This window comes from Vibrio sp. 397 (genome assembly GCF_033339395.1).
GTDB lineage: Bacteria > Pseudomonadota > Gammaproteobacteria > Enterobacterales > Vibrionaceae > Vibrio > Vibrio alginolyticus.
The window spans coordinates 248,768-262,818 of sequence record NZ_JAWOUN010000001.1 but is presented as its reverse complement, the minus strand read 5'-3'; the positions used below and the strand labels follow the sequence as shown (position 1 = coordinate 262,818).

At 42.8% G+C, this 14,051-nt stretch carries 13 protein-coding genes; 11 read left to right on the top strand and 2 right to left on the bottom strand.

The window, feature by feature from the left end; genetic code table 11:
• Positions 1–90: 90 nt before the first annotated feature.
• The 4 genes from R7P36_RS01225 (at position 91) to R7P36_RS01210 (ending at position 4,145) form a co-directional block, all read left to right on the top strand.
• The gene (locus R7P36_RS01225; protein WP_025766712.1) at positions 91–864 is read left to right on the top strand and encodes a DeoR/GlpR family DNA-binding transcription regulator; all 774 of its coding nucleotides are present in this window, start codon (positions 91–93) and stop codon (positions 862–864) included.
• An 11-nt stretch (positions 865–875) separates the two neighbouring features.
• The gene (locus R7P36_RS01220; RefSeq protein WP_042522861.1) at positions 876–1,916 is read left to right on the top strand and encodes an oxidoreductase; all 1,041 of its coding nucleotides are present in this window, start codon (positions 876–878) and stop codon (positions 1,914–1,916) included.
• Positions 1,913–2,383, top strand: a complete 471-nt coding sequence (locus tag R7P36_RS01215) for a heme-degrading domain-containing protein (protein ID WP_053350586.1) — start codon at positions 1,913–1,915, stop codon at positions 2,381–2,383. The genes R7P36_RS01220 and R7P36_RS01215 overlap by 4 nt, the downstream gene beginning before the upstream one ends.
• A gap of 184 nt (positions 2,384–2,567) precedes the next feature.
• Positions 2,568–4,145, top strand: a complete 1,578-nt coding sequence (locus tag R7P36_RS01210; RefSeq protein WP_005389121.1) for a sensor domain-containing diguanylate cyclase — start codon at positions 2,568–2,570, stop codon at positions 4,143–4,145.
• Between the two features lie 51 nt (positions 4,146–4,196).
• Here the strand turns inward: R7P36_RS01210 and R7P36_RS01205 are convergent, their stop codons facing one another.
• Positions 4,197–4,754: a DUF3750 domain-containing protein gene (locus tag R7P36_RS01205; protein ID WP_064353879.1), complete on the bottom strand. Its 558-nt coding sequence runs from the start codon at positions 4,752–4,754 to the stop codon at positions 4,197–4,199.
• 478 nt (positions 4,755–5,232) lie between these two features.
• On the opposite strand from R7P36_RS01205, the gene R7P36_RS01200 reads away from it, so the two are divergent.
• From R7P36_RS01200 to R7P36_RS01180, 5 genes are all read left to right on the top strand, one after another.
• Positions 5,233–5,595, top strand: coding sequence for a hypothetical protein (locus tag R7P36_RS01200; protein WP_064353880.1), 363 nt, complete (start codon positions 5,233–5,235; stop codon positions 5,593–5,595).
• A 35-nt stretch (positions 5,596–5,630) separates the two neighbouring features.
• Positions 5,631–6,095: a GNAT family N-acetyltransferase gene (locus tag R7P36_RS01195; protein WP_213899333.1), complete on the top strand. Its 465-nt coding sequence runs from the start codon at positions 5,631–5,633 to the stop codon at positions 6,093–6,095.
• A 248-nt stretch (positions 6,096–6,343) separates the two neighbouring features.
• Positions 6,344–7,762 carry an SLC13 family permease gene (locus R7P36_RS01190; RefSeq protein WP_017634015.1) on the top strand — a complete coding sequence of 473 codons (1,419 nt, stop codon included), beginning with the start codon at positions 6,344–6,346 and terminating at the stop codon, positions 7,760–7,762.
• Between the two features lie 3 nt (positions 7,763–7,765).
• Positions 7,766–9,103, top strand: a complete 1,338-nt coding sequence (locus R7P36_RS01185) for an ATP-binding protein (RefSeq protein WP_213899334.1) — start codon at positions 7,766–7,768, stop codon at positions 9,101–9,103.
• A complete protein-coding gene (locus tag R7P36_RS01180; protein WP_005377744.1) occupies positions 9,090–9,563 on the top strand; it encodes a response regulator in 474 nt (157 codons plus the stop codon). The genes R7P36_RS01185 and R7P36_RS01180 overlap by 14 nt, the downstream gene beginning before the upstream one ends.
• Before the next feature lie 107 nt (positions 9,564–9,670).
• On the opposite strand, the gene R7P36_RS01175 is transcribed toward R7P36_RS01180, so the two are convergent.
• On the bottom strand, positions 9,671–11,374 hold the full coding sequence (locus tag R7P36_RS01175) for a putative bifunctional diguanylate cyclase/phosphodiesterase (protein ID WP_213899335.1): 1,704 nt from the start codon (positions 11,372–11,374) through the stop codon (positions 9,671–9,673).
• 487 nt (positions 11,375–11,861) lie between these two features.
• On the opposite strand from R7P36_RS01175, the gene R7P36_RS01170 reads away from it, so the two are divergent.
• Both R7P36_RS01170 and R7P36_RS01165 read left to right on the top strand, forming a co-directional pair.
• Entirely contained in the window at positions 11,862–13,079 is a 1,218-nt protein-coding gene (locus R7P36_RS01170) for an HD-GYP domain-containing protein (RefSeq protein ID WP_213899336.1), read from the top strand.
• Positions 13,080–13,281: 202 nt separating this feature from the next.
• Entirely contained in the window at positions 13,282–13,905 is a 624-nt protein-coding gene (locus tag R7P36_RS01165) for a LysE family translocator (RefSeq protein ID WP_213899337.1), read from the top strand.
• Positions 13,906–14,051 lie beyond the last annotated feature (146 nt).

Sequence of the window (14,051 nt, the reverse complement as noted above, 5' to 3'; positions counted from 1 at the left end):
GGTCAATTGAGTTGGTTGTAAGTGGTTTTGTTGGTAATTTTTCTATTATTGTGGCAAGTTTACTTAAAACCACTTAAGTGAATTTAAGTTATGACACAAGAAGAAAGACTCGTAGCACTCAGAGCGAAGCTGGAGCAGCAAAACAAAGTAACGTTGTCTGAAGTTTGTGAGTACTTTGGTATCTCGCGAGATTCAGCTCGTCGAGACTTAGTTAAGTTGAGTCAGCAACCTGGGTTACAAAGAATACGAGGTGGTGTCATGCTTGCGCCGATCTCTTCCCATACCGAGGCATACGCGAGTCGACCCGTGAGTGACGTTAAACATCGACTAGCTCAAGCTGCCGCAGCGTTGTTGGATGAGCGCGACCATCTTGTTATTGATACCAGCACCATTTTGTCTCTGCTCCCACTCTATGCAGGAAAAGCACATTGTGGAGAAAACAAGCTCAACGTCGTCACTAACAGCATTGATGTACTGACCGCTGCTGAAACAAACGACACAATGGACGTTTATTTCTTAGGCGGACACTTTGACCCTTATGCCAGAGCAGTTTTAGGGGCGCAAGCAGAGCAGCAAATGCAGCAGTATCACGTGAACAAAGCGTTCATTGGCGTGTGTGCATTGACATCCCGAGGGCTGACAACAAATAGTTTGTTAGAAGCAACAATGAAACAAGCGATGATTGCTCAAGCTCAGCAGGTCATCGTCGTTTGTGAATCCCGAAAAATTGGTAGCGACAATTTCCACCACGTATGTGATTTGTCAAAGATCGACATCATTATTACCGATCATCCCCCTCAATCAGATTTTCAACAACTCCTCGATCACAATGATATTGAATGTATTGTTGTGTCACCGAAATAAGGAATCTTAGAATGGCTTACGATCCCGTAAAAACCGCTGTGATTGGTTACGGATATTCAGCAAAAACGTTTCATTTACCCTTCATTAAAGCGCTACCAAATTTAACGCTGAGCGCGATAAGCTCTCGTCAACAGGAGGCGGTTCAAAATGATTGGCCAGATGCTAAGTGGTTTTCTGATGCGAATACTTTACTCGATGATAGTGATGCAGAGCTCGTAATCATTACTGCGCCAAATGACGTACATTACGAACTTGCAAAGCGTGCGTTGAACAATGGGAAACACGTCATCGTCGAGAAACCGTTTGTTACTCGTATAGAAGACGGTAATGAACTTATCGCCTTGGCGGAAGAGAAAGGTCTAGTGCTGAGCGTTTTTCACAATAGACGTTGGGATGGAGATTTTCTCACGGTTAAATCTCTTATCGAACAAGGTAAGTTAGGTGATATAAAGCTGTTTGAGTCACACTTTGACCGTTACCGCCCTGAAGTTCGTCAACGATGGCGAGAGCAGGCTCAAGATGGCGGTGGTATTCTATTCGACCTTGCTCCTCATCTTCTCGATCAAGCATTGGTGTTGTTTGGCTTGCCAGATGCGATAGACGCACAATGTCGAATGATGCGTCCGGGCGCGACGACGATTGATTATTACAACTTGATACTTCATTACCCTGAGCATATTGTGCACTTGCATTCAAACTTGTATAGCCCAGAGCCGAATCTCCGCTACAAAGTATTGGGTACGGAAGCTAAATATGAAAAGTTCGGATTAGATCCTCAAGAGGGCTACTTAAAAGAAGGCCGTTTGCCGGAAAACGATGCTTGGTCGGAAGAAGATGAGGTGTTATACGGCGTCCGTTACGACGAAGACGGTGCGCAAACTATCAAAACGGAGAGAGGCGAGTACCAAGCTTACTTTGTTGGTGTGGCAGACGCCATTCGTTTGGGCACTGATAACCCGGTTCCTGCCGCTCAAGCAGTACAGAATATCGCTCTGATTGAGATGGCATTGGAAAGCAGTAAAACGGGTAAAACGATTCAGGTGAAACCATGAGTTTGACGCTTGAACTCGTGGCCCTGCAAGAGCATGAACTTCAGTTGGCGGAATTTAATCACCATATTGCGTGGTCTATCGGCCTCGCTCTAAAAGAAGAGGCTGAAGCTCGCGGCGCGGCTGTTGCTATTGAGGTTTACGGCTTTGGACAAACGCTATTTCAATACGCGATGGCAGGAACCTGCGCTGATCATTTAGATTGGGTCCGTAGGAAGCGAAACTCAGTATTAAGGTATGGCCACAGCTCTTACTATCTTTCTCTGTACAACAAGCAAAAGCAACGTGATTTCGAAAATCAGCCTCATCTCGATGCTCGTGAGTACTGTGCTCATGGTGGCGCGTTCCCAATTCGGCTTTCTGGGTCTGGTTTGGTTGGGGTTGTGACGGTATCGGGTTTACCGCAGTTAGATGATCATCAGCTAGTTGTGGATATATTAAAAACGATGATAGAGACAAAACCCTCTTAAACGCCAAATATGAAAGTAGCACGGTTCTTTATCGTGCTACTGAATTCTCTTTTTAGCTCATAAAGTGTTCTTTAATGTGAGCAAATATTAACATTGATCCCAACTTACTACCTGAAAATCAAATCAATTTCATATAACCTATACGCTCATTCATATAGAAAGCCTTCAAAGTTGGCCATTGGCAATGTCTTTTAGAAGAAAAGAAAAACTCAATCTTAGAAATCTTATTGTCACCCTATGTGTGTTCAGTGTGCTTGTCACTTTGATCAACGCATTCTACTCGATTTATCGTGTTCAAAGGGATCTCATCATCAATAACACGTTAGAATCAAACCGTGTTTACGCCCAAAAAATGTCTGAAATGACAGACTCTTTCATAGAAAGCTCAATGTCGCAGCTAAAATACAGTGCGAACGTGCTAAAAGACAAGATGCATGACGCTCAGCTTCTTGATAAAGAGGCTGAGAGATTAAGAACGCAAACCAAATCATTTAACTCTGTGGTTGTCGTTAATGCAAAAGGGGTTATTATTTCTGTATCCCCTGAAACACTTCAGGTGAAAGGTGTAAGGTTAGTGGGTGAAAGAAAACGCCAGTCTTTAAACGCTCAAGCACCGGTTGTTACTGAACCATTTATATCGCCAGCTGGAAATTACTTGTTAACCATCTCATACCCTATATTTTCTCAATCTAATGAATATTTAGGTTATATCGGCGGCACTATTTATCTAGAAAAAGAAAATATTCTTGCAGAGTTACTCAGCCAGCACGCATACAAAGATGGTTCTTTCCTTTACGTTGTCGATGAGAGTAACACTCTGATTTATCACCCAGATCAATCGAGAGTTGGTGAAGTAATCGACGATAATGAAGCAATCAAAGCGGTGACGATGGGGCAGAGCGGTAACAAAGAAATTGTTAACTCTCGCGGCGTCGAAATGCTTGCTGGTTATGCACCAGTAAAGTCATCAGGATGGGGAATTGTTGCTCAGCGCCCTAAATCGATGACGTTATCTGTGCTAGATGAACAGATGTGGAATGTTTTCCTTAAGTCGATTCCAATTGGTTTATTAACTTTGTTGCTAATTTGGTTCTTGTCCCTTCTTATTTCTAGACCACTTTGGCAGTTAGCGGGTGCTGTGCGAGGTGTCGAAGAACATTCATCATCTATCGATGATCTCAAACTGGTTAAGTCTTGGTATTTTGAGGTCTCACATTTGAAGCTTAGTTTTCTTAAAGCATTTGGTATCGTGTCAAAAACCATTGATAAGCTGCAACTGGATACATTAACAGATTCGATGACTGGATTATTGAATCGACGTGGATTAGATAAAGTTCTTGGTTTGTTTAAGCAGGAAAATACCGCGTTCTCTGTTTTGGCGCTAGATATTGACCACTTTAAGAGCGTAAACGATAACTATGGCCATGACGTGGGTGACAACTTACTTAGAGAGTTTGCGCAGTTAATGAAAGACCAAGCTCGCTCTAATGATCACCTGTGTCGTTCTGGCGGTGAAGAGTTTATGATGTTTTTGGAAAAAACAGACGTAAACCACGCTATGGATGTTGCAGAGCGTATTAGACACAACGTGGAACAACATGACTTTCAGGTGGTTGGTAAGGTCACGGTTTCGTTGGGCGTTTCTCACTGGAAAGGCAATGACACACCAATTGAAGCGGTAATGAAAGACGCCGATAATGCACTGTATAAAGCGAAACATAATGGAAGAAATAGAACGGAGTTGGGTGACGACGCACAATAGATATTGCGCTTTATGCTGAACATAAAACGAGCCAGTGACTAATCTTTGCTGTTAATCGCTGGCGTAACCGCTACCAATTGCGCGAAACGGCAAGTTCAGCTCTAATTCTGGAATTTGTTTACCCACCCAAGCCGGAAATGTATTGCTATTTGGCCCTGGAAACAGCGTATATTCTTCAGCCCAAGGGTATTGGTTAATAACACTTTGTATTTTAGGGATAAGCTGGCGGGCCTTTTCACCTTGTATGGAGAGGATCTTTTCTGGTTTTGCACCATACCAATATCGATCTGGCGTCCCAGTTTGGTACTGATATAGAGCGGGTTGTCCGCGATTCACTCTCCAGCCGACTACTTCATACACTGTATATTCGTTCGCATTTTCAGGCTTTATTGCAAACCATGTATGAACGGCAAACCAGCCTCGCCAACCAAACGCGTCTGCGGCGTAAAACTCAATCACAGCATGCTTAACATTGGAAGGATCGGGTGCGATACCCGCAGGTTCTCTGCTAGCGGTACGCCAATCTCCTTGAGTGCATCCACCCAGCATAACCGCGATTGACATGAGCCAAATTTTTACAAGGTGAGTAAAGTTGAGAGGGTCTTTCATTTATTGCTCCTAGACCAACCGATGTTGGTAACGCTCTACTGATTTTAGCTATAAAAACGTGGCAAGCCTGATTGTTGAAATCCTCTCCTTATTAAAAGAGAGAGGGAAGTTAGTGCCATAATTCCAGTTCATACGTAATAATAAGGTAAGCCGATTTGTAACATGTGGCATAGACGATGCCGTATTTCTCGAACGATTCATCTAGTTGCGTATGAAAAAGTAAGAGGTTGTATGTATTCCTTACACGGTCACATGAATTAAAAGCATAAAAAACAGAGATTTACAGTGGCCTTTGACTGGTTGAGTGAGTTTGGGACCCTCACATTGTCTCACATTTGCTTGTTTTGGACGGAATTTTCATCGCTCATCTTTTTGCGCGTTTAGAGTCAGCGTTCAGCTATGGCACAATAGGCGCTCACAGAACAAGTGCTGTTTGGTCATGCAAATAGCAGAAAAATAACCAGAAATAGAATAATTAATGTTTAAATCAAAAAGTATACTCGCATTAAGCATGTTCGCATTTGGCTGTTTTGCCAATCAAGATAGCGAACCAACGTCCGTTGTGCTGAACTATGGTGACTCCTCCATCAGTACTGATATTCAAGCCAATCGAAAATTTCATGTTGTCCGAGACAATGAAAGTGAGCACGTAGAATTTTCCGGCGGAATCACAAAGGAGTATTCCGATTATATTGTGAATATTCATATCATAAGAAAAAGCAATATACGCAGATCAAGCCGTGAGCTGAATACAACCGTACTGATGAACAGTAATCAGATTGGGAAGCCTTTAGTGATTGGCATTGAAAATGATGAGTTCACTAGTATCACTTTGCGTTAATGCTTAGTATTTATTGAATAAGAATGAGGAAACTGATGCTCTCAATACGCTGCTATCGCACCGAGGATGCCCCAACACTGTGGGCACTCTTTTACCATACTGTGCGAATCATTAATCGTCGCGATTACACTGAATCACAAGTTTCCGCTTGGGCACCATCAGATTTTGACCTCGATGTGTGGCAACACAAAATGGACGATATTCAACCCTACGTCGCGGAGATAGAAGGGCAGGTCGTTGGCTATTGTGATTTGCAAGGTGACGGCTTGATTGATCATTTCTTTTGCCATCATGAATACCAAGGACAAGGTGTTGGTCGTGATTTGATGTCTTTTCTTTGTTCACAGGCGAAAGTACAGGGGATAAAACGACAGTATTCTGAAGTGAGTATTACCGCCCGACCTTTTTACGAGAAAATGGGTTTCACAGTTAAGTCTCGACAACGTGTTGAGATTAGGGGAGAAACCTTAACTAACTTTATGATGGAAAAGTATATTTAACTTAAATCGTGAGCATTTAGTGAGCTTGAACACAGATATAAAATGTTTTCCAATGTGAAAACGAGTTCATTGATCTCGCACCAACGTTTTGTTTGAAAACAGTGTACATAATCTTCTCTGGAACGCCATTACCGCATTTCGTCTCTGAAGGCTTAAAAACAGTCTGAAAGTTTTGGTTTTGCGGCGGGTAATAGCGTTCCAAACGCCAAATGTGTCTGGCTAACCATCTCAGGAAGAGAAGTAGTACTATGCGCCCTTATCTCAAATACGTTGTTCCAACATTGATACCATTGCTTGTTTGGTTAATGCCTCTCTCTGCGTTCCCATTTGATGGCATTACTATCGTCCAGCAAAGAGTGATTGCAATCTTCTTGCTTGCCGCACTTTGCTGGGTATTCGAGCCAATTCCAATCTACGCCACTTCGGTTGTGATCATTGTCCTAGAGCTATTGCTTGTATCAAATAAAGGTATTGTGCTCTTTCGTTTGCAAGAAGGGCAGCCACATTTTGGTGAGCTATTACAATACAACGAGATAATGGCGACCTTCGCTAGTCCGATTATCATGCTCTTCCTCGGCGGTTTCTTTTTGGCTATGGCGGCGACAAAGTACAGGTTAGATGTCAACTTAGCCCGAGTGTTACTCAAACCATTTGGACAAAAACCAAAGTTCGTTATGCTGGGGTTGATGCTGATCACCGCTGTTTTTTCCATGTTTATGTCAAACACCGCAACAACAGCGATGATGTTGTCCATTTTAACCCCTGTGATAGCAGTTTTCGGACCTAAAGACCCAGGTCGAATTGCATTCGCTTTGTGTATTCCTGTTGCGGCCAACATTGGTGGCATTGGTACTCCAATCGGCACGCCACCGAATGCCATCGCCCTAAAATATTTGGTTGGTGACAACTTAATTACGTTTGGTGAATGGATGGTATTTGGTGTGCCATTCGTTATTGTGATGATGGCGTTAGCCTGGTTTCTGATTGGCTTTTTGTATAAAGCCGAACAAACCACCATCGATCTGAACATTAAAAGCAAGTTTTTGAAAACACCCAAAGCAATAATGGTTTACGTCACCTTTGCCGGCACGATTATTCTTTGGTTGATGGGTTCTGCACATGGAATGAATTCTTACACAGTAGCATTAATTCCGGTCGCAGTGTTCTCATTGACGGGCATCATCAACAAAGAAGACTTGAAGAAAATCTCTTGGGATGTGCTTTGGTTGGTGTCAGGCGGTATTGCTCTGGGCCTTGCTCTAGATAAAACCGGGCTTGCGAAGCTGGTGGTACACAGCATACCGTTTGATCAGTTCTCGCCATATGTTGTCTTGTTTGGTGCGGCTTTCTTGTGCTTGTTAATGGCAAACTTTATGTCGCATACAGCCACCGCAAACTTGCTGATGCCGATTATGGCTGCGCTGGGTACTTCTATGGCTTCGCTAACGCCTCTCGGCGGTGAAGTTACTCTAATCTTGGTCGTGACATTTGCCGCTTCACTCGGTATGTCGTTACCAATCAGTACGCCACCAAACGCGTTAGCTCATGCAACAGGGCATGTCGAGAGCGGCCAAATGGCTCGTATCGGTGCCGTGCTAGGCGTGATTGGCGTATTACTCAGTTTTGTGATGGTGTGGATTTTACATACTGTTGGGCATATTGGATAACCCATGTACGAAACGAAGTTAGACGCGTTAGTACAACGCTACTTTAATCACCTTGAACGCCGATTAACGGTTTTATCCGGGTCGGTGCTTATTGAGCAAGCAGGCTACAACGATCGCTTGTACTATGTGCTGTCGGGAGAACTGGCGGGCTATTACGCGGAAGATGACAAGAAACCGATTCAGGTATTTTCTGCGTCTCAAGGTGCGTTTATTGGCGTACACAGTTTCTTTTCTGGTACGTGGACCGCCTCTTCGACAGTGATTGCTCAAACCGATGTTGAATTGGCTTGGATACAGCGCGATACGCCCGCCGTGGAAGAGGCGACATACGGACCATTGACGACACAATTTATGCCTGTGATGGTTAACGAATTATCTCGTCGTCAACGGCGCGCAATGCAAGAGGCATTGGCTAAAGAAAAAGCACTACAAAAGCTTCATACCGCAGAGCAAATGACAACGTTGGGGCAGCTTGCAGCGGGTATTGCTCATGAGTTGAACAATGCGATAGGCGTTGTAAGCAGTAAATCAGAACGGCTAGAGACAGTTATCATGGAACTGCTTGAAGAAGTTCATCCGGAAGCGAGTCAATTTTTTGATTTTGGTTTAATGCAAGGGCAGAAAGTCTCTTCTAGCGAAGCGAGAAAGCGGGGGCGCCACTTCGAAAAACACTACGGTTTAACCAAGGAGGTTGCTCGTGATCTTGCACGTGCCGTTCCAAATAATTTCCTTTCGGAACATTGGCTAAAAAGACCAGAAGAAGCGATACGTTTCTGGCAAATGGGACGAGATCTCCATGACTTACGCATTGCCTCTAAACATACCGTTGGCATTGTACGATCCGTAAAACAATTGGGGCGCACGGATATCGACTTGGATGAAGCGATTAACATCAATGATTCAATCAATCGCGCCTTGGCTCTATTGCAAAGTGACTTAAGACGAGTGAGTGTTCGTTTTAGCCCTGCGGATTTACCTGCTTTTATTGGTTCTCAAACCGAACTCGTCCAAGTTTGGGTAAATATATTAAAGAATGCGTGCGATGCACTTGGTGAAACGGAGAAACCCGGTATCGAAATACATACTCGGGAGAGTAAGGGTAAAATTTTGGTCACGATTGCTAACAACGGACCAGAAATTGATGAAGCGACACGTAGAAAAATTTTCCGGCCAAACTTCACCACTAAAAAGGGGGGATTGTCGTTTGGTTTAGGGTTAGGTCTGTCGATTGTGAAGCGCATTATCGCCGGATATAACGGCTCTATTGTAGTAAAGAGCGACAGTGAAAAAACGATTTTTAGAATCAAGTTACCAGTAGAGGGTGAACATGGAGAAGCTTAATGTAATTTGCGTTGATGACCAACGAGAGGTACTAAGCGCGGTTCTACAAGATTTAGAGCCGTTAAATCAGTGGTTGAATGTCGAAGACTGCGAATCAGCAGGTGAGGCTCTAGAACTGATGGATGAATTTGATGCAGAAGGCGAGATGATCGCATTGATTATTTCCGATCATGTGATGCCAGGTAAAACGGGAGTAGAGCTGCTGACCGATGTATCAAAGGACGGTCGTTTTGGCTTTACGAGGAAAGTGCTTCTTACCGGGCAAGCGACGCACACCGATACGATTAATGCGATCAACTCCGCAGGCATTGACCGCTACTTTGAAAAACCATGGCAAGCAAGCCAATTAATAGAGTGCGTTAGAAACCTGGTGACCCAATATATCTTTGATGTGGGCTTAGATTACACTCAGTATCACGAACATTTAGATCAGAGTGTGGTGTTTGAACGCCTACGTTAATAGGGGGACATTAAGCTTGTTTTCGTCACGGCCAGTTAGTGTCTGAAATCTATAGTGAATAGTTCAGCATGTTTAACGTGGCCGTGCGGAATATTGCTCTAGTATGCTTAACTCAACGAATAGCGGCTTGCACTGGCAACAGAAAGTGGCTTAGAGAACCAATAACCTTGCAGATAATCGACGCCCATTTCGGTAAAAAATTCACACATTTTGGCGTCTTCAATTCCCTCAATCACTACTTCAATATTATTTTCCTGGCACATAGTGATAAGAAACTTCAGATATTCTTGTGAAGAGCGGTTGTTTAGTGTTTTCCACGCCATCGACCTATCAATTTTGATTTGTGTCATCGGGAGGTCGAAGAAGCTATTTAATGAACTGTAACCAGATCCAAAGTCATCCAGAGAGAGTGCAAATCCTAGTTCCCTGAGGGTATTCAGAGGGGCAATGGCTGTCTGATTATTATCCAAAATAAACGTTTCTGTTAGTTCCAACACAATAGACTCAGGATCGACACCAACCTCATCCGCCATGGCTTTAATTCGCGCAGGGAATTCACTATTCATTAACTGAAGTACAGAAACATTCACGTTTACACGAACTTGGTTTTGGTAACGCTCACGGTAGTTTTTGATAAATTCACACGCTTTGGCAAAGACTTGATATCCGAGTTCGACAATCAAACCTTTGTTCTCTGCCACGGGGATGAATTCGTCTGGATAAATTTCGCCAAACTCTTTGCTACGCCAGCGAACCAGAGATTCGAAGCTCACCACTTTTGAGCTTTTGGCGTCAATAATTGGCTGAAACTTAACGCTTAATGTCTGTTTTTCTAGTGCACTTTTTAGACCTTGTTCAATAAAGAAATAACGGTCTACGGCATGCTGAGTTTTCTCACTGTAAACCGCAACACGGTCTTTATTCTGCTCGCTTGCGTACTGACAAGTTCGTGCTGCTTTACGTAATATTTCCTCTGCTGAGTGACTTGGATCTATGCAAGGATACAAACCAATACTAATGTTACTTCCTAAGTATTGGCCCTCTTCAATCACTGCCTCGTGGTAGGTTTCCTTTAAACTTTCGGCATAACTTTGCAGCGTTTCTACCGAGCATTCATCGTGAATCAAAATCGCAAAGTCATCATCATGTACGCGATATACAGAACTATTTGGAGAAGGTAGGTGACTGAGAGTTTGTAGCAATTTTTCCACTAACCCATCGACCAACTCGCTGCCATATTGATTTAAGTAAGATTTAATCTCTTCTATCTGAATGTAACAGATAGATGCACAAGAATCGGTGGCTCGCACACTATCTTCAATATCCAGCAAGAGATGGGCGCGATTAGCCATACCTGACGCATTGTCATGAAATGCGACTTGATGAATGTAGCTTTCCATCAGCTTGCGTTCAGAAATATCACGGTGGCTACCAACCATATAATGACCATGTTCTGTTTCTTTGGTCATGGCTACGCCTTCAATCCAGACGTACTGTCCATTGGGTTTACGCACGCGGTAGGTCGTTGTGACCCTCGTGTTGTTGGTAATGATGTGAGCATCGACCCGAGTGGAGAGTCTTTCTCGATCGAGAGGGTGAACAAGGTCTAACCATTGCTCTAAGCTGATTCGACCAGCGTTGATACCAAGCTGCTCATAAAAGCCCTTGTTATAAAATACCATGGTGCCAAACTCATCCATGTAAAAGAGGCCTTCGTTAAATACATCGAAGATATGAATGAATCGTTCTTCGACGATTTTTAGGAACTCTCGGTCACTATCTGAGACTTGTTGGTCAAATATGGTGGTCAAGATATTTCCTCCTCGAGCCTTTTAGCATCAGAGATGAGTGTTGGGGTTGATAACATAGAGTTGATCTGCTGGCGTACATTACAATCACAAAAGTGTCAGTTCAAATTGTTTGGCTATCATTTTATGCGCTACTAGGTTAATAACATACTAAGATTAGGCGGCTAATCATCGACATTTATAAAAAATAGTCAACAGTAAAAATCATTTATAAAATACAGTTATTGATGCCGTCCGCAATCTATAAATATTTATGAATAATTATCCTAAAGTTATTTTCAGTTGTGTCGGTATCAATGTGCTGTTTTCTAACGTCATTTGTATATATGTTATCTTGGATAAAACCATAATAACAAAAAGGACTTAATGAGCGCGACCGATTATTAATTGACAGGATGCTCATTAATTGTAATCAATTCAAATTTATTATCACGCCAAGTAATCAAATCTCTTATAATGCGGACGTTAATATCGAGTAAGCCTTCTTTATATGCAGTACGATCCGAAAAATTCAATCAAAATTGCGCTCGCTGATATCGGCGTTGGTATGTTTGTTACCGCGATAGAGCACAACAAGCGCGTCAATTTAGCCAATGCAGGGCGGATATCTAGCCCTGAAGGCATTAAGAAGCTTGCTACAAGTGGCGTAAAGTATGTTTGGGTAGATCAAACATTATCTTCGCAGCAGTGTGTCTTCAAGCATGTAGATGAATCAACTGATGCCACTAAAGAGACGAGAGAGCAGAAACACTCAGATTTTAAGAGGGGTCAACGAACTTATCGTTCGAGAGACATCCAACACAAGCGAGCCAAAAAGCTGATCGCCGAAGCAAAAGATTTGGCGCAGAAACTATTGAATCAAACTTTTGAAGGAAAAATCATTGAAGTTGATGAAGTAGAAGCTTGGGCTGACGATGTCATTGAAAGTGTTTTGATTGACTCAGATGCGTTGCAGTGTGTCTCTGCGCTCCGAAAAAAAGACTCTTACTTATTGGAACACTCCGTCAATGTCGCTTGTCTTTTAGTGTCATTCGGTAAGTACTTGGGCTTAGATAAACCAACGCTAAAACAGCTTGCTGTAGGTGGCATTATTCATGATGTAGGTAAAATTAAAGTCGATGATAAGATCTTGCACAAGCCAGCGAAGCTAACGCCTGAAGAATTTGAACATATGAAGCTACATCAAGTGTTCGCAGGTGAGATTATCCTTCACGTAAAAGGACTTAGTGACGTAAGCCGTGATGTTTGTTTGATGCACCACGAGAAGTTAGATGGCAATGGTTATCCTAGAGGCTTGAAGGGGGAGGAGATTCCAATTCACGGCCGTATGAGCTGTATTGTAGATATCTACGATGCGCTAACGGCTGATCGCTGTTACAAAAAAGGCATGAGTTCTGCCGAAGCGTTTAAAATCTTGTTGAGTCTAACACCATTTCATTTAGACGCCGACTTAGTTTACAAATTCATTAATTGCATTGGGATGTATCCCGTAGGCTCCATTGTCGAGTTGAACGATGGGCGTGTTGGTATTGTTTGGTCTTCAAATGAATCTCAAGCATTAAAGCCAGAAGTGAAATGTTTCTACTCCCGCAAGTATAAACGATACATTGATGTCACGATGGTGGATTTAAAAACGAGTGCGTACAAAATTGAAAGAGCGATCGCGCCTTCATCGTTAGAGATCGATCCTAAGCCTTTTTATGATTAAGAGAAATAGATAAGCTTATACAATAGGCTTTACATCCTTGCATGTAGATCGTATTTTATTTGCATAACTATCTATTAATTTTTTCTAAGTTATTTAGATGCAAGATGGTTATTAAGACCTCGGCTTCATGGATAGAAACCGGGCGATAAAATAGTTCCATACACAATGGGCTATAAACCTCATTTTGCTGGAAGGGATGCCAATGCAAATAGATACATGGATTTTTTACACTCTTGCCATTCTCGTGCTCACTGCTTCACCAGGACCAAGCTCACTGTTGTGTTTGAGTAAAGGAGTGAGTAGTGGGTTTCGTATTGCTTTCATGACTGCGCTTGGCAGTTTGTCTGCTATTACGATCATCCTTACGCTCTCATTTACCGGGCTGGGAGTTGTCATTGCTTCATCTGAGTTGGTTTTTAATATTATCAAATGGTGTGGTGCCGCTTATTTAATCTGGTTAGGTATTCAAGCGTTGCGCTCATCTCAGACAGATTTTAATAAAACGGCAACGACTCAAAGTTCCGCGACAGCGTTCAGCGCGTTCACTAGTGGTTTCATTGTTGGCGCTAGTAATCCCAAAGCGATAGTCTTTTTCACCGCTTTGTTTCCTCAATTCATAGAACCTTCCGCACCGCTACTGTCTCAATACGCGATTTTCACGTCTACATTTGTGGTTTTTGAGCTGAGCTGGCTAACATTTTATGCCTTGTTAGGGGTAAAAGCCTCCGATTGGTTGTTTGTCGCTGGAAGAGCGAAGTTGTTCAATCGTTTGACTGGTGGAGTATTTATTGGTGCTGGCGTGATGTTGTCGACGGCAAACCGATAAATAAGACAGACTTCGGTACGCAGCTAGGTTTTTCCCATATAGTAAGTTGGGATGCGCTAATTTAGCTTTATCTTATTTCCAGAATGGAAATAGACGTTTTGTTTATTTTCATTAGTGGCAACAGCCAAGCAGGAGTAAAATCACGT

Coding starts and splice junctions, on each gene's coding strand:
- R7P36_RS01200 (WP_064353880.1), top strand. CDS start 5,233: ATGTTTAAATCAAAAAGTATACTCGCATTAAGCATGTTCGCATTTGGC.
- R7P36_RS01185 (WP_213899334.1), top strand. CDS start 7,766: ATGTACGAAACGAAGTTAGACGCGTTAGTACAACGCTACTTTAATCAC.
- R7P36_RS01225 (WP_025766712.1), top strand. CDS start 91: ATGACACAAGAAGAAAGACTCGTAGCACTCAGAGCGAAGCTGGAGCAG.
- R7P36_RS01215 (WP_053350586.1), top strand. CDS start 1,913: ATGAGTTTGACGCTTGAACTCGTGGCCCTGCAAGAGCATGAACTTCAG.
- R7P36_RS01220 (WP_042522861.1), top strand. CDS start 876: ATGGCTTACGATCCCGTAAAAACCGCTGTGATTGGTTACGGATATTCA.
- R7P36_RS01165 (WP_213899337.1), top strand. CDS start 13,282: ATGCAAATAGATACATGGATTTTTTACACTCTTGCCATTCTCGTGCTC.
- R7P36_RS01170 (WP_213899336.1), top strand. CDS start 11,862: ATGCAGTACGATCCGAAAAATTCAATCAAAATTGCGCTCGCTGATATC.
- R7P36_RS01205 (WP_064353879.1), bottom strand. CDS start 4,754: ATGAAAGACCCTCTCAACTTTACTCACCTTGTAAAAATTTGGCTCATG.
- R7P36_RS01195 (WP_213899333.1), top strand. CDS start 5,631: ATGCTCTCAATACGCTGCTATCGCACCGAGGATGCCCCAACACTGTGG.
- R7P36_RS01210 (WP_005389121.1), top strand. CDS start 2,568: ATGTCTTTTAGAAGAAAAGAAAAACTCAATCTTAGAAATCTTATTGTC.
- R7P36_RS01180 (WP_005377744.1), top strand. CDS start 9,090: ATGGAGAAGCTTAATGTAATTTGCGTTGATGACCAACGAGAGGTACTA.
- R7P36_RS01190 (WP_017634015.1), top strand. CDS start 6,344: ATGCGCCCTTATCTCAAATACGTTGTTCCAACATTGATACCATTGCTT.